This window comes from Actinomadura sp. NAK00032 (assembly GCF_013364275.1).
In the GTDB taxonomy this organism is placed as follows: domain Bacteria; phylum Actinomycetota; class Actinomycetes; order Streptosporangiales; family Streptosporangiaceae; genus Spirillospora.
Genome location: NZ_CP054932.1, coordinates 5,628,139 through 5,643,339 on the forward strand (window position 1 = coordinate 5,628,139; position 15,201 = coordinate 5,643,339).

Below are 15,201 nucleotides of genomic sequence, written 5' to 3' on the forward strand. Positions count from 1 at the left end.
ATCAGGAGACTGTGCGACGAGTTGGTGATGGCGCCCGGGTGGTCGCCGCCCTGATGAGCCTCGTGGTGGCCTTGACCGTCGCGGGCGCGTGCTCCGGCGACGAGGTGACCGGCGGCGTCCAGGTGCGGGCAGGCGACGATTGGACGCTGCCGGGCTGGGTGCGGCCTTCGCCGAACTCTGGGTTCTTCTCCGAGGAGGCGGCGCCGGCCGACCATGTCGACACGCGCGCGCTGGACGTGACCTGGCGGCAGCTCCAGCCGGACGGCCCCGGGCAGGTGTCGGCCGGCACGAGCGGTAGCGCCCAGGAGATGGACCTCGCCCCGCTCGGCGAGCAGCTCGCCGACCGCCGGCCGTTCTGGATGCGCGTCTTCGCCGGCGGGGCGGGATGGGCGCCCGGCTGGGTCGCCGACGAGTGCCGGGTGGAGCCGATCGGTCCCGACTACGACGGCCAGTACCATCTGCCGATCTGGGACGAGTGCGTGTGGGGGCGGCTGCTCGGCCTCTACCGGAAGCTGTTCGTCGACAAGGGCCTGCGCGCGGACCCCCGGCTGAAGTTCGTCTACGTGCCGGGCGCGTTCACCTGGGCGGAGTACGACTACGACGTCGTCGCCCAGGCCGTCGAGAAGGGCCTGACGTTCGAGAAGTACCAGTCGTGGTACCGGCACGCCTGGCGCGACCTGGCCGAGGTGTTCGGGCCGTACAGCGGCAAGCTCGTGTTCACCGGCGAGGACTACCCGTGGGGTCCGTGGGGCTCGAAGACCGACCTGTTCGCCAAGCAGGCCGTGGACGCGGGCCTGGGCATCCGCACCGGCATCACCGAAGAGTTCAACGTCCACCTGAACGAGGCGCCCTCGTACGGGAGCCGCATCCGGCCCGACGGCCACATGACGGTGGACGAGAGCGTGCCCGTCCACGACGGGAAGCACATCGTCGCCACCGAGAACGAGTGCTACAACGACTGCGGATACAGCACCGGCGATCCGTACTACGCGGTGCGGCAGTCGAACCTCAAGGCGCTCCAACTGCGGATGAACTGGGTCTACGTGGTGCCGGGGCCGTCCTACATGAAGCAGTACCGCGACCACTGGGAGTGGGTGCGGCTGAGCATCGGCAAGACCGCGTCCACCTCACCGGACGCGTGGGCGGCGCTGCGCGACGCCGAGGACACCTACTGGCGCGACAACACCGGCCCGTTCACCGGCGAGCGTGCGTGGGCCGGCAAGCCTTGGGTGCGCAACCTGGAGCGCTGGCTCGTGCAGCGCGACGTCAAGCCGGACGGCAAGGCCCGCCGCTCCATGGCGGACGTCCACAAGAACGTCCTGTCCAAGGAGAACGGCACCGCCTACGAGGGGCTGAGCACCGACAGGGCGCACGGGCAGACGTCGCTGTACTTCGACCTGGACGACCGGTTCCTTCACGGCGGCGATGAGCCGGTGCAGATCAAGGTGACGTACCGGGACGCGGGCAAGGGCGCCTGGTGGATCGAGCACGAGGACGGCCGTACGGCGCAGGTGCGGCGCACCGGCGACGGGGTGTGGAAGACCGCGACGTTCCGGATCCCCGAGGCCGCGTTCGCCGGCGGCATGGGCGGCGGCACCGACTTCCGGATCACCACCGGTGACGGGGACAACATTGACGTCCGGTTCGTCCGGGTGGTGCGGCAGAACCGGCCGGACCAGGACTGACGGAGCAGGGGCCGGCCTCCCGCGCGCATCCAGTGCCCGCGTGGTTTCGACACTGCGCGCGAGCCGTCTGAACCCGTCGTCTTCGCGCAGCGGCTTCCATCCCAGTTCGCGCACATCAGGCACGGTTCTCTATCTCAGATGATGGTTTCTGATTCCTTCTCTTCACTTATGAGCAGAAGCAAGCATAAGCTCTCACGCTAGAGAGCACGCTCGGGCGAGGGCCGCGCGGCCGCTCTCCGTGTTCGCAGCAGCTCGACTCACGTCAGGAGATTTCATGGCCGGCACCCGCATCATGTCCGAGATCGCCGCGCAGCCGGAGTGCTGGCGGCGGGCCGCCGGGCTGGCGGCGGAGGCCGGGGAGGCGCTGCCGGCCCGCGGGGAGCGGGTCGCGGTCGTCGGATGCGGCACCTCGCTGTACATGGCGCAGGCGTACGCCGCGCTGCGGGAGGGCGCCGGGCACGGCGAGACCGACGCGTTCGCCGCCTCGGAGATGCCGGACGGCCGCCGCTACGACCGGGTGCTGGCGCTGACCCGGTCCGGGACGACGACGGAGGTCCTGGAGCTCCTCGGCCGGCTCGCGGGCACCGTGCCCACCACCGCGATCACCGCCGACCCGGACACCCCGGTGTCGGCGAGCGCCGGCCGGGTGATCGCGCTGGAGTTCGCCGACGAGGAGTCGGTCGTCCAGACCCGGTTCGCGACCACGCAGCTGGCGCTGCTGCGCGCCCACCTGGGCGAGGACCTGGACGCCGCGATCGCCGACGCGGCGGCGGCCGTGGCCGCCCCGCCCCCGCCCGAACTGCTCGCCGCCGGGCAGATCACCTTCCTCGGCCGCGGCTGGACGGTCGGCATCGCGCGGGAGGCCGCGCTGAAGATGCGCGAGGCGGCGGGCTTCTGGACCGAGGCGTACCCGGCGATGGAGTACCGGCACGGCCCGATCAGCATCACCGGCCCCGGCCGCGCGGTCTGGATGTTCGGCGAGCTGCCGGACGGCCTCGCCGAGCAGGTCGCCGCGACCGGCGGGACGCTGCGCACGTCCGCCGCCGACCCGCTGGCCGACCTGGTCCGGGCGCAGCGGCTCGCGGTGGCGCTGGCGGAGGCGGCGGGCCTGGACCCCGAGCGCCCGCGGCACTTGACCCGCTCGGTGATCCTGGACGCCGACGGATGATCGTCACGGTCACGCTGAACGCGGCGCTCGACGACACCTACGAGGTGCCGGACGCGCGGTCCGGGGAGGTCAACCGGGTCGCGGCGGTGCACCGCCGCCCCGGCGGCAAGGGCGTCAACGTCGCCCGCGTCCTGCACGGCCTCGGCCACGCCGTGGTCGCGACCGGGCTGGCCGGCGGCGCGGCGGGCCGGCGGATCGAGGAGGGCCTCGCCGCGTTCGGCGTGCCCGCCGCCTTCAGCCCGGTGGCCGCGGAGTCGCGCCGGACCGTCACGGTCGTCGGCCCCGAGGTGACGATGTACTGCGAGCCGGGCCCCATGGTGACGGGCCCGGAGTGGGACGCCTTCCTCAGCCGCTACGACGCCCTCGCCGCGGACGCCGCCGTGGTCGTCCTGTCGGGGAGCCTGCCGCCGGGCGTCCCGCCGGACGCCTACGCCGAGCTGGCCCGGCGCGCTCCCGGCCCGGTGGTGCTGGACGCCGACGGGGAGGCGCTGCGGCTCGGCGTCGCGGGGCGTCCCGACGTGGTGAAGCCGAACGCCGGCGAGCTGGCCCGCGCGAGCGGCACCGGCGACACCGCCGCCGGGGTCCGGGCGCTGCGCGCGGCGGGCGCGGGCGCGGTCGTCGCGTCCCTCGGCCCGGACGGCGTCCTCGCCGATACCCCGGACGGGGTCTTGCGCGCCGCCCTCGACCGCCCGGAGCCGGGCAACCCGACGGGCGCGGGCGACGCGCTCGTCGCCGCGCTGGCGGCGGGCCTGGCGGGCGGCCTGCCCTGGCCGGACCGGCTGCGCCGCGCCGTCGCGCTGGCCGCCTGCGCGGTCCGCTCCCCCGTCGCCGGCGAGCTCGACGCCGCCGGCCTCCCCGCGCTCCTCGCGCGCGTCACCCTCCGATCCGAGGAGAGCCATGCCGCTCGTCCCCATGAGTGAGGCCGTCCCCGCGCGGGGGCGCGGCCTCGGCGCGTTCAACGTGATCCAGCTGGAGCACGCCGAGGCGATCGTCGCCGGCGCGGAGCGGGCGGGCGCGCCCGTGGTGCTGCAGGTCAGCGAGAACTGCGCCGCCTACCACGGCGCGCTCGCGCCGATCGGGCGGGCCGTCCTCGCGGTCGGGCGGGCCGCCGCCGTGCCGGTGGTGGCGCACCTGGACCACGCGACGTCGGCGGACCTGGTCCGGGAGGCCGTCGAGCTGGGGTTCGGGTCGGTGATGTTCGACGCGTCCCGGCTGCCCCACGGCGCGAACGTCGCAGCCACCGCCGAGGTCGCGGCGCGCTGCCGCGCGGCCGGGGTCTGGGTGGAGGCGGAGCTCGGCGAGATCGGCGGCAAGGACGGCGTGCACGCCCCGCACGCCCGCACCGACCCCGGCGAGGCCGCCGGCTACGTGGCCGCGACGGGCGTGGACGCCCTCGCCGTCGCGGTCGGCACGTCGCACGCGATGCTCACCCGCGACACGGTCCTGGATCTGCCGCTGATCGCCCGGCTGGCGGCGACCGTGCCGGTCCCGCTGGTGCTGCACGGCTCGTCCGGCGTGCCCGACGGCGCGCTCACCGCCGCCGTCGAGCACGGCATGACGAAGATCAACATCGCGACGCACCTCAACAAGGTCTACACCGGCGCCGTCCGCGACCGGCTCGGCGCCGACCCGGCCCTGGTGGACCCGCGCCGCTACATCGCCGCCGGGCGGGACGCGGTCGCCGCCGAGGTCGCCCGGCTCCTCGCGGTGATCCGGGCGGCCGCCCCGGCGGCGGGGGCCGCTACCGGTTGAGCCGCCGGTAGGTCACGTGCGTGACCAGGTCGGTGTGGGAGACCGCGACCGGTTCGAGGGCGAGGTCGCCGACGTCCGCGAACAGGCGCTCTCCCGCGCCGAGCACGATCGGCGCGATGTGCAGCCGCAGCTCGTCGATCAGGCCCGCCTTCAGGTACTGGTTCACGGTCTGCGCGCCGCCGGCGACCGACACGTCCGCGTCGCCGGCGGCCCGCCGCGCCCGCTCCATGGCGGCCTCGACGCCGTCGGTGACGAAGTTGAACGTGGTGCCGCCCTTCATCGGCACGGGGTCCTTCGGGTGGTGGGTCAGGACGAACACGGGCGCGTGGTAGGGCGGCTCCTCGCCCCACCAGCCGGTCCAGTCCGAGTCGCCCCAGGTGCCGCGCACCGGGCCGAACATGTTGCGGCCCATGATGAACGCGCCGGCCGCCGTGATCTTCTCGATGGCCTCGGCGTTGGCCTCGGGCTGCTCGAACATCCACCGGTGCAGCCGCTCGGCGCCGTCGCCGAGCGGCTCCTCCAGCCGCTGGTTCGGGCCGGCGACGAAGCCGTCCACGGAGATGCCGATGTCGCAGGTGACCTTTCCCATGGCGTTGCCTCCCTGTCGGGGCGCCCCTCCGGCGCCGCTCACCAGGAGATCGGAGCCGCCCATCGGTTCTCGACATCCTCCGGGCAAAAAACTCGTCGGCTCTGGCACGATCCCGGCCGGGGAAGGTTGAACCGGCGGGCTCCGGGCGGACGTGCTGTTGGTGTCGCGTACGCGGCAGGGGGGACCGAGCCCTTGGAGGACGAGCTGACCACCGATAGCCGCGCGAAGCGGGTGACGGACGAGAACGCGCAGGACACCGGGCCGCAGGAGCGGGGCGGACGGGCCGGGCGGCGCCGGCGGATCGCGGCACGGGCGGTGACCGGCGCGGCCTTCCTGCTGGTGCTGGCCGCGCTGGTCGCCCCGGCGGAGTACGCCCGGCTGACCCCGGGCGCGTTCGTGCGCGTCCCGATCGAGGGCGTGCTCGGCGTCGCCCTGGTCCTCGTGGTCCCGGCGTGGGCGAGGCGCCGCGCGGCGGGGACGGCGGGGGCCGCCCTCGGCCTGGTGCTCGTGCTGAAGGTGCTCGACATCGGGTTCGACGCGGTGCTCGTCCGGCCGTTCGACCTGGTGCTGGACTGGCCGCTGCTGCGCCCGGCCGTGGAGTTCGTGGGCGAGTCGGCCGGGCCCGCGGGGGCGGTCGCGGCGGTCGTCCTGGCGGTCGTCCTGGCGGTCGGGGTGGTGGCGCTGATGTCGCTGTCGGCGCTGCGGCTCGGCGGCGTCGCCGTCCGGCACGACCGGGCGGCGGCGCGCGCGGCGGCGGTGCTGGGCGTGGTCTGGGTGGTGTGCGCCGTGCTCGGCGCGCAGCTCGTGGACGGGGTGCCGGTCGCGTCCCGGAGCGCGGCGGTGCTCGCCTACGACCACGCGCGGCAGGTGCGGGAGAGCCTGAACGACCGGGAGGAGTTCGCGAAGGCCGCCGCCGTCGACCGGTTCCGCGACACCCCCGACGACAAGCTGCTGACCGGGCTGCGCGGCAAGGACGTCGTGCTCGCGTTCGTGGAGAGCTACGGGCGCTCGGCGGTGGAGAGCCCGCAGTACGCGCCGCGGGTCGGCGCCGTCCTGGACCAGGGGTCGGAGCGGCTCCGCAAGGCCGGGTTCGGGGCCCGCAGCGGATGGCTGACCTCGTCCACGGCGGGCGGCGGGAGCTGGCTCGCGCACGCGACCCTCTTGTCCGGCCTGTGGGTCGACAACCAGCAGCGGTACCGGACGCTGGTGAACAGCGGCCGGCTGACGCTGAACAGGGCGTTCCACCGGGCGGACGCCCGGACGGTCGCGCTCATGCCGGCGATCACCCGTGCATGGCCGGAGGGGAAGTTCTTCGGCTACGACAAGGTGTACGACGACCGGAACCTCGGGTACCGCGGCCCCCGGTTCAGCTTCGCGACCATGCCGGACCAGTACACGCTGTCGACGCTGCAGCGCGCCGAGCTGGCGGGGAAGGACCGCGCGCCGGTGATGGCGGAGACGGCGCTGGTGTCGAGCCACGCGCCGTGGGCGTCGATCCCCCGGCTGGTGCCGTGGGACCAGGTCGGCGACGGTTCGGTCTTCAACGGGATGGGCAAGGGCTATGACGCGCCGTGGCCCGCCGGCGGCCGGATCCGCACCGAGTACCGCAAGTCGATCGAGTACACGCTGAACACGCTCGTGTCGTACCTGGAGACCTACGGCAACGACAGGACGGTGCTGGTGTTCCTCGGCGACCACCAGCCCGCGCCGCTCATCACGGGCGCGGGCGCGAGCCGGGACGTGCCGGTCACGATCGTCGCGAAGGACAAGGCCGTACTGGACAGGATCTCGGGATGGAACTGGCAGGACGGGCTGCGCCCCGGCAAGGACACCCCGGTGTGGCCGATGAGCGCGTTCCGGGACCGCTTCCTCACCGCGTTCGGCGGCTGACGCTCCTCGCGGTCGTCGTCGCGGCGCTGCTGGCGCAGATGGCGGCGGCGATGGTGTCCACGGCCGTCCGGCAGTCCCCGACCGTCGACGAGCCCGTGTACGTCGGCGCGGGCGTCGTCTACCTGCGCGAGCACGACCTGCGGTACAACCCGGAGCATCCGCCGCTCGGCAAGCTGCTCATCGGCGCCGGGGCGGTGCTCGGCGGCGCCCGCCTGGACCCGTCCTTCACGGGCACGCAGCAGGACGTCGGCCGGCACCTCCTGTACGAGTCGGGCAACGACGCGCAGCGGGTGCTGCTGGCGGCGCGGCTGCCGGTCATCGCGCTGACCCTGCTGTTCGGGCTGGTCGTGTTCGCGTTCGCCCGCGACCTCGCGGGCCCGGCCGGGGGCGTGGCGGCGCTCGCGCTCTACGCGTTCTCCCCCGGCGTCATCGCGCACGGGTCGCTGGCGACCCTCGACGTCCCGGTGGCAGGCCTGCTGCTGACGTCGGCGTGGCTGGCGTGGCGGGCGCGGCGGCGGCCGAGACTCCGCGTGCCGCTCGCCGGGGCGGCGCTCGGCGCGGCCGTCGCGACCAAGATGAGCGCGCTGCCCGCCGTGCCGGTGCTGCTGGTGCTGGTCGCGCTGGCGGTCTGGTGGGCGCGGCGGTCGCGGGGCACCGGACGGCCCGTCCTCGCGGGGGTGCTGGCGGCGGGCGGCGTCGCCGCGCTGGTGGTCGCGGTCGTGTGGGCGAGCTACCTGGCCGTCGATCCGCGCCTGCGGTGGACGGCGCCCGGCGACGTCCCCGCGATCGGCGGGCTGCGGGGGCTCGCCGTCGATCTGCTCCCGTTCCCGAGGCCGTTCCGGGACGGGATGCGCGTCCAGTTCGGCTTCGAGGACCTGGCCTGGACGAGCTTCCTGTTCGGCGACACCTACCGGGGGTCGCGCTGGTACTACCTGCCCGCCGCGCTGCTGGTGAAGACCCCGCTCGGGGCGCTCGCCCTGTGGGCGGCGGGGGCGGCGGCGATGGTGCGGCTCCCCCGGCTGCGGCCCGCCGCGCCGTACGTCCTCGCGCCGCCGGCCGTGCTGCTGGCGGTGGCGATGACCGGCGCCCGCGACCTCGGCGTCCGGTACGTGATCTTCCTGCCGTTGTTCGGGGCGGTGGCGGCGGCCGGGCTGACGGCCGTCCGGCGGCGGTGGGCCGCGGCGGTGACGGCGGCGCTGGTGCTGTACGTCGCGGTCAGCTCGCTGCGCGCCTTCCCGTACTACCTGCCCTACGCCAACGAGGCGTTCGGCGGCCCGGCCGGGACGCACCGGTACCTGCACGACTCCAACGTCGACTGGGGCCAGGACCTCGGGCGGCTCGCCGACCGCCTCCGCGACCGCTACCCCGGCGAGGCGGTGTGGCTCGCCTACAAGGGCAGCGGCGTCCCGTCCCACTACGGCATCCGCGCGTCCGACCCGCTCACCGCGCCCCCGGACCGGGTGCGCGGCCTGCTGGTCGTCTCCGACAGCTGGATCGCCAAGGACGACCCGCGGCTGGTCCCGCTCATCGCCTCCAGCGACCCGGTCGACGAGGTCGGCCACTCCATCACGATCTTCCGCCGGCCGTGACCGGCCGGCGGTGGGCGTGGGCGCGCGACCACAGCGCCGGCCAGCCGCCGTGGGCGAGCCACGACGCGGGGACGCGCAGGCCGTGCGCGGCGACCTCGTCCCAGAACACCGAGGTGTCGGCGCCGAGCTCGCGGGCGGCCGGCAGGGCGCGCTGCCAGGGTCCGTCCTTGTCGTCGAGCGACGTGGCGGGGTAGCCGGGCACGGTGACGCCGCGCGGCCGCGTCACCGGAGTGCGGGCGGCCTCCATCGGGGCGCAGGCGGCCGCGACGGCGAGCGCGCAGAGCAGCGGCTCGGCCGACGGCCGCGCGAGGGCGGCGGCGATCACCGGGTCGTCGTCCGCGGCGAGCCGCCCGATCGCGCGGCGGACCCGGCGCGCCGCCAGATCGAAGGCGTGGGCGGCGGCGATGTCGGGAGCCTTGACGAGCCGGCGCAGCGCCTTCGGCAGCGGCGGCTCGCCGAGGAGCAGCCCGAGCCGGTCGAAGCGGTCGCGCAGGCCGGGGTCCAGGGCGTCGAGGGCGGAGGCCATCGGGCGGTGGCCGGTGGCCGTCCAGAGCGCGACGAGGTCGGTGGCGCCGCCGTCGAGCGCGCGGCGGACCGCGCCGGCCAGCTGGGTTCCGCCGAGGCGGCGCAGCCGGGCGGGCGCGGCGTCCGGCGCGGTCCCGGCGACGGCGGCGAGCGCGGCGGACGCCCCGGGAGGGGTGGCGCGGAACGCCCGCCGGGCGAGCGGGGCGAGGGCCGGGCCGGCCTCCTCGACCAGGCGGGGCGCGGCGCGGCGGCGCGCGGCGCGGGCGGGCGGCGGCTCCTCCGGTGGCGGGCCGGGCTCGTCCGGGACGGTGCCGGGGATCGCGGCGGCCCACTCCCCGAACGCCTGCTCCAGCTCGGCGGGCGGGTCGTCGTTGAACCGGGCCCTGATCTCGACGACCCGCCAGCCCCGCGCCGCGGGCTTCAGCGCCGCCAGTTCGGCGTTGGCGGCGAGCAGGCCGTCCCTGCCGTAGAGGCCGAGCAGCACGGTGCGGCCCGTCCTGGCCTCGTCGGCGTATTCGGCGATGCAGTTGCCCATGTAGGCGGCCCACTCGGCGAGGTCTCGGGCGCTGCGCGCCACCATGACGCGCACGCCCGCGCCGGGGACGGTGGTCCCGTCCAGCGCGGCGAGCGCCGGCGGGACGGCGAAGTCGCCCGTGAGGGCCGAGCTGATCGCGGTGGCCGACATGAGGCCCTCGGTGAACTCCGTCCAGCCGCGCGGCGCCCGGGGCGGGACGCCGCCGAGCGCGGCGAGCTGCGCGGCGCCGGAGACGGCGAGAGTCACCGAACCCAGGCCGGGCCGCAGCGGCTCGTCGTCCGGGGGCGGCGGGTCGTGGTCGTACCAGGGCGCGCCGGTGCCGGGGGTGGGCTCGGCCCGCTCGTGCCCGTGCAGCTGGGCGAGCGCGTCGATCAGGTCGGCGTACCAGAGCAGGTCGCCGACCGTCTCCACGGCGGCCGGGTCGGCAGCGGGGTCGGCGGCGAGCCGTTCGCGCAGCGGGGCGGGGCCGTTCAGCAGCGGGGTCGTCCAGGGCTGGATGCCGGACCATTCGGCGGGCGGGCGCGCCGCGCCGTACCCCGCGTCCTCGCGCCACCGCGCGAGCCCGGAGTCCGCCCACGCCCGCAGCACCTGCTTCTGCACCGCGGGCGCGTCGTCGCCGAGGCCGCACACGTCGTTCAGCAGCGCCTCCGCGTCCTCGACGACCAGGAGCGCGTAGTCGCGGGCGTGGGACAGGCGGGGCCGGACGTAGGCGCCGAACTTCGCGTCCCGGGGCTTGTCCTTGTCGAGCCTGCGCACGAGGTCGCGCACGTGGGCGGCGGGGCGCGCGGGGAGGCCGGTGAGGCCCGGGACGCGCCGCGCCGAATGCGCCGCGACCGTGTCGGCGACCCGGCCGGCGGCGGCACGCAGGAGCGGCAGCGAGCGGTCGAGCCCGGCGCCGAGCCCGTGGTCGGCGACGGCGGCCGCGGCGCGCAGCAGGGCGGTGGCGCCGAGCGCGTCCTGGAGCAGCCGGTCGAGGCGGTCGTGCCAGTACGGCTCGCTCGGCACCCACCGCGCGGCGTCGGCGAGGGACGGCTCGAACTGGAAGTCGTCGCGCGAGACCCGCAGCCAGAACAGCACCCGCTGGTCGTCGTGGTGGCGGCGGCGCTCGCGCAGGGCGTCCAGGCGGTCGCGGCGGGCCTGCGTCGCCAGCCTCCGCTCGCGGACGCCGCGCGCGCGCCGGTGCTCCAGCACCCGCTCCCACAGGTCCAGGACGAGGTGGAGCCGGCGCGGGCCGGGCACGTCCGCGAACACCTGCCGGAAGTACCGCGCGAGCGCCGAGGGCGGGCCGTCGGGGGCGAGGGCGGTGTCCTCGGGCGCCTCCAGGGCGAGGACCCGTTCGAGCTGCTCGGGGCCGAGGACGTCGCTGGCCGCCGACGCCAGGTGCAGCGCCGCCCAGCGCCCGTCTTCGACGGCCCGCGCGGCGGCGGCGCCGACCGGCTTCGTGACCGCCGGGCCGAACAGCGCCACCAGCAGCCCGGCGCGCGGCCCCAGCCGGTGCGCGTCGCCCATGCCGACGGCCCGCAGCGCGGCGAGGACGGCGTCGCGCTGGTCCCCGTGCGCGCCGTCCAGCCGCGCGGAGCGAAAGCCGGCGCCGAGGTCGACGCCCGCGCCCGCCGCGGCGACGCCGCCGCCGGCCACCAGGCGGGACAGCTCGCGGACGGCGCCGGCCGCGTCCGCGTCCGAGGCCTCCTCGGGGCCGAGCGCGACGGCGGCGCCCGGCGGCGCGTCCGCCTGCTCCAGCAGCCGCACCGGACCGGACGGCCGGGCGATCCAGGCATGCCGCCCCGAAGCCACCACACCGCCGGTGAGCCGGATCTTCACCCGTCCCATGATCCCGGCCGGGCGCGCCCGGGTCGACCCGGTTTCAGCGCGGGCCCGCGGCCGTCCCGTAGCCGTCGGCGACGAGCCGCTCGGCCATCATCGCGTAGGCGGCCGGGTCCTCGGGGGCGCTGGTGCCGAGGCCGTCCACGTACCGGTTGTACATGCAGAACGCGGCGGCGATGAGCACGGTGTCGTGGATCTCGACGTCGGTGGCGCCGGCGTCCCGCGCGGCGCCGACATGCTCCGGCCCGACCTCGTTCCCGCCGCGCTGGACGGCGGCGGCGATGCCGAGCAGGGCCCGGAGCTTGGCGGAGACGGGCGCCGCCCCGGGGTCGGCGTGGACCTGCTGGACGAGCGTCATCCCGCCGGGCAGCTGCGCGGCGGCGCACGCGCCGTGCGACGACGCGCAGAACCGGCAGCCGTTCAGCTCGGAGACGTACGCGGCGATCAGCTCCCGCTCGCCGGGCGCGAGGGGGCTCGGGCCGCGCAGCAGGGCCTCCGCGAGCGCGCTCAGCGGACCCGCTGTCTCCGGCCGGAACCGGAGCAGGGACGGCAGCCCGGGAACGTTCTCGTCCAGTTCGATATGCGCCAAGGACTGCCTCCGGGGAAATGATGTCGGACAATTCCCCTGATCTTCGTACGAAGTTCGTCAGGCGGCCAGTTTTCTCGCCACTCCACAAAAGGTCATGGTCTCCTGCGGCTCGCCCCACGGATTGGGCTCGGGGCGCCACCGGGAGCACGACACGACGCCGGGCTCCACCAGCTCCAGGCCGTCGAACAGCGCCTCGATCTCCGCGGCGCTCCGGGCCCTGAGCGGGTGCGGGGTGCCGCTCGCGTTCCACGCCTTGACGGCGGTGTGCGTGACGTCCACGTCCAGGCAGGCGTGCGACAGCGCCACGAAGCTGCCCGGGGCGAGCGCGCCGACGAGCCGGTCCAGGATGGCGCGGGCCTCGCCGTCGTCGGTGACGAGGTGCAGCAGGGCGAGCATCATCAGTCCGACGGGGCGGTCGAAGTCGAGCGTCGCGGCGGCCCGCGCGAGGATGCGGCCGGGGTCGCGGACGTCGGCGTCGATGTAGTCGGTCGCCCCCTCCGGCGCGCTGGTGAGCAGGGCGCGCGCGTGCGCGAGCACGAGCGGGTCGTTGTCGACGTAGACGATGCGCGACTCCGGCGCCACCCGCTGCGCGATCTCGTGCGTGTTGTCGGCGGTCGGCAGCCCGGTGCCGATGTCGAGGAACTGCCGCACGCCCTCCTCGCCCGCCAGGTGGCGGACGCAGCGGCCGAGGAACAGCCGGTCGGTGCGGGCGGCGGCGACGATGCCGGGGACCTGCCGGGCGACCGCCTCCCCGGCCATCCGGTCGACCTCGTAGTGGTCCTTGCCGCCGAGCCAGTAGTCCCAGACCCGCGCCGACACCGGGCGGTCCGTGCGGATCCCGTCGCCCGCGCCCTCCGTGCCAGCGGTGCTCATCCGGTCTCACCTCCGGTCCCCGGGGCGCGTCCGCCCCGGAAGGACAGACGGTACACGGCCGCCGTGACGGGCACGGGTGACGTCGGTCACGGCCGTCCGCAGGCGCGGCGCACGGCGGCGGCCACGGCGCCGGAGTCGCGGCCCGGCAGGACCGCGGCGAGGTGCCCGTCCGGGCGGACGACGTGGACCGTGTCCGGGCCCGCCCGCAGGGCCGCCCGGAGTGCCCCTTCTGTATCGATGTCGTCCAGCGCGTAGCTGTCGCACGGGATGCCGCCGGGCGCCTCCACGGCGGTGGCGCCCAGGATCACGAACCGGGTGCCGAAGAGGCGGCGCAGACGGGTGCGCTCGCCCGCGACGGTGCACGGGCCGTCGGGGCAGAGCACTCCCGGCACCGGCGGGCGGACCGCGCCCGGCTCGGATGGGAAGCCGTCCAGCGGCCCGGCCGGGGTGGTGAGCGGCGAGTCCAGGTACCAGTACGGCTCGGCGAGCCGGCCGGAGTCGATGATCGCGCGGGGGTCGGGATGGGTCCGGGCCCGCTCCAGCGAGTCCAGGCGGTGCGCCCGCTGCGCCGGCGTCTGCGGCACGAGGAACTCCATCGTCCGGGTGGTGACGCGCAGGTTCTCCAGCGCGGCGGCGCGGCGTTCGAGGTCGTAGCTGCGCAGCAGCTCCGGCGGCGCCCAGCCGTGCCGGACGAACGCGAGCTTCCAGGCGAGGTTCTCCGCGTCCTGGACGCCGGAGTTCAGCCCGCGCGCCCCGAACGGCGCGTACAGGTGGGCGGCGTCGCCCGCCAGGAACGCGCGCGCCGACGCGAACGCCTCGGCGCACCGCTCGTGGAACCGGTACACGGTGGCCCACACGATCTCGTACGGGACGTCCCCGGCGATCTTCCGGATGCGGGCGTCGAGCGCGCCGGAGGCCCGCTCGGCGTCCAGGTCGTGGTCGGCGGGCACCTGCCAGTCGATGCGCCACGTCCCGTCCGGGCACTGGTGGACGAGGACCTGCCGCCCCGGGTTCCACTCCGGGTCGAAGAAGAACCGCCGCTCGCTCGGGAACGGCAGCTCGGCCCGGATGTCGCAGATGAGGAACTTGTCGGCGAACGTGCGGCCGGGGAAGCCGATGCCGAGCAGCTCCCGGACCGCGCCGTGCCCGCCGTCCGCGCCGACCAGGTGCGTCCCGCGCACCGTGGCGCCGCCGGCCTCGACCTCGACGCCGCCCTCGCCTTGGCGCACGGCGCGGACCCGGTGCCCGTACCGGACCTCGACCAGCGGCTCGGCGCCGGCGAGGTCGCGCAGGTACGCCTCCACCTCGGCCTGCGAGATGTTGATCCACGGCGGGACCTCGCCGCTCCCGGCACCGGGGAAGGTGACGGCGAACAGCTCGTCGCCCCGGTGGTAGGTGCGGCCGGTCGTCCAGGTCACGCCGCGGGCGATCATCCGCTCGGCGCAGCCGGCCCGGTCGAGGACGTCCAGGACGTCCCGCTGGAAGCAGATGGCCCGCGACCCGGCCGGGTCGCGCCGCGCGGCGGCCTCCAGCACCACGGCCGGCACCCCGTGCCGGGCCAGCAGCAGCGCCGTGACCAGGCCGACCGGCCCGGCGCCGGCGACCACGACCGGTTCCGCGACGGAGCCCACGCCCGCCATGGTGCGCCGCCCCCTCCCCGCCGTAAAGGCCCGGTCAGGCCGTCGGGCCGCTCGTCGCCCGCGCGCGTTCGGCGGCCTCGACGATCGTCCGGTCGGCGACCTGCCGGTCCTGCCAGCCGCGCACGTCGGCGCTCTTGCCCGGCTCCAGGCTCTTGTAGATGTCGAAGAAGTGCGCGATCTCGTCGAGGATGTGCTCGTGCACGTCGCGCAGGTCGCGGATCTCCTCGTAGCGGACGTCCCGCGACGGGACGGTGAGGACCTTGGCGTCGGCCCCCTTCTCGTCGTGCATCCAGAACACGCCGACGCTGCGGACGGTGATCTGGCAGCCGGGGAACGTGGGCTCCTCCAGCAGCACCATCGCGTCCAGCGGGTCGCCGTCCTCCGCGCAGGTGTCCGGGATGTAGCCGTAGTCGTGCGGGTACCGGGTCGCGGTGAACAGCATCCGGTCGAGGCGGATGCGGCCCAGCCGGTGGTCCATCTCGTACTTGTTGCGCGATCCCCCGGGGATCTCGACGACCATTTCGATCTCCATGCGTACCTCC

At 75.8% G+C, this 15,201-nt stretch carries 12 protein-coding genes; 6 read left to right on the plus strand and 6 right to left on the minus strand.

Annotated elements, in window-relative coordinates:
- The first annotated feature begins 11 nt into the window (after window positions 1–11).
- The 4 genes from HUT06_RS26310 (at window position 12) to HUT06_RS26325 (ending at window position 4,605) form a co-directional block, all read left to right on the plus strand.
- Window positions 12–1,685 (plus strand): hypothetical protein, encoded by a 1,674-nt coding sequence (locus HUT06_RS26310; RefSeq protein WP_176198157.1) that lies wholly within the window; start codon window positions 12–14, stop codon window positions 1,683–1,685.
- 274 nt (window positions 1,686–1,959) lie between these two features.
- Window positions 1,960–2,853, plus strand: coding sequence for an SIS domain-containing protein (locus tag HUT06_RS26315; RefSeq protein WP_217711466.1), 894 nt, complete (start codon window positions 1,960–1,962; stop codon window positions 2,851–2,853).
- Window positions 2,850–3,773 (plus strand): 1-phosphofructokinase family hexose kinase, encoded by a 924-nt coding sequence (locus tag HUT06_RS26320; RefSeq protein ID WP_176198158.1) that lies wholly within the window; start codon window positions 2,850–2,852, stop codon window positions 3,771–3,773. The genes HUT06_RS26315 and HUT06_RS26320 overlap by 4 nt, the downstream gene beginning before the upstream one ends.
- A complete protein-coding gene (locus tag HUT06_RS26325) occupies window positions 3,751–4,605 on the plus strand; it encodes a class II fructose-bisphosphate aldolase (protein ID WP_176198159.1) in 855 nt (284 codons plus the stop codon). The genes HUT06_RS26320 and HUT06_RS26325 overlap by 23 nt, the downstream gene beginning before the upstream one ends.
- Here HUT06_RS26325 and HUT06_RS26330 read toward each other — a convergent pair.
- Window positions 4,595–5,194 (minus strand): dihydrofolate reductase family protein, encoded by a 600-nt coding sequence (locus HUT06_RS26330; protein ID WP_176198160.1) that lies wholly within the window; start codon window positions 5,192–5,194, stop codon window positions 4,595–4,597. The two genes, HUT06_RS26325 and HUT06_RS26330, sit on opposite strands and share 11 nt — an antisense overlap.
- Before the next feature lie 192 nt (window positions 5,195–5,386).
- Here HUT06_RS26330 and HUT06_RS26335 point away from each other — a divergent pair, with 192 nt between their 5' ends.
- Both HUT06_RS26335 and HUT06_RS26340 read left to right on the plus strand, forming a co-directional pair.
- Window positions 5,387–7,084, plus strand: a complete 1,698-nt coding sequence (locus tag HUT06_RS26335; RefSeq protein WP_254715390.1) for a sulfatase — start codon at window positions 5,387–5,389, stop codon at window positions 7,082–7,084.
- Window positions 7,033–8,673, plus strand: coding sequence for a glycosyltransferase family 39 protein (locus HUT06_RS26340; RefSeq protein ID WP_217711467.1), 1,641 nt, complete (start codon window positions 7,033–7,035; stop codon window positions 8,671–8,673). The genes HUT06_RS26335 and HUT06_RS26340 overlap by 52 nt, the downstream gene beginning before the upstream one ends.
- Here HUT06_RS26340 and HUT06_RS26345 read toward each other — a convergent pair.
- The 5 genes from HUT06_RS26345 to HUT06_RS26365 form a co-directional block, all read right to left on the minus strand.
- A complete protein-coding gene (locus tag HUT06_RS26345) occupies window positions 8,651–11,554 on the minus strand; it encodes a hypothetical protein (RefSeq protein WP_176198162.1) in 2,904 nt (967 codons plus the stop codon). The genes HUT06_RS26340 and HUT06_RS26345 overlap by 23 nt on opposite strands.
- A gap of 43 nt (window positions 11,555–11,597) precedes the next feature.
- Window positions 11,598–12,146: a carboxymuconolactone decarboxylase family protein gene (locus HUT06_RS26350; RefSeq protein ID WP_176198163.1), complete on the minus strand. Its 549-nt coding sequence runs from the start codon at window positions 12,144–12,146 to the stop codon at window positions 11,598–11,600.
- A 57-nt stretch (window positions 12,147–12,203) separates the two neighbouring features.
- Window positions 12,204–13,019, minus strand: coding sequence for an SAM-dependent methyltransferase (locus tag HUT06_RS26355; RefSeq protein WP_176198164.1), 816 nt, complete (start codon window positions 13,017–13,019; stop codon window positions 12,204–12,206).
- Window positions 13,020–13,105: 86 nt separating this feature from the next.
- Window positions 13,106–14,650 carry an FAD-dependent monooxygenase gene (locus HUT06_RS26360; RefSeq protein ID WP_254715391.1) on the minus strand — a complete coding sequence of 515 codons (1,545 nt, stop codon included), beginning with the start codon at window positions 14,648–14,650 and terminating at the stop codon, window positions 13,106–13,108.
- Window positions 14,651–14,693: 43 nt separating this feature from the next.
- The gene (locus tag HUT06_RS26365; RefSeq protein WP_176198166.1) at window positions 14,694–15,191 is read right to left on the minus strand and encodes an inorganic diphosphatase; all 498 of its coding nucleotides are present in this window, start codon (window positions 15,189–15,191) and stop codon (window positions 14,694–14,696) included.
- Between the last annotated feature and the right edge of the window lie 10 nt (window positions 15,192–15,201).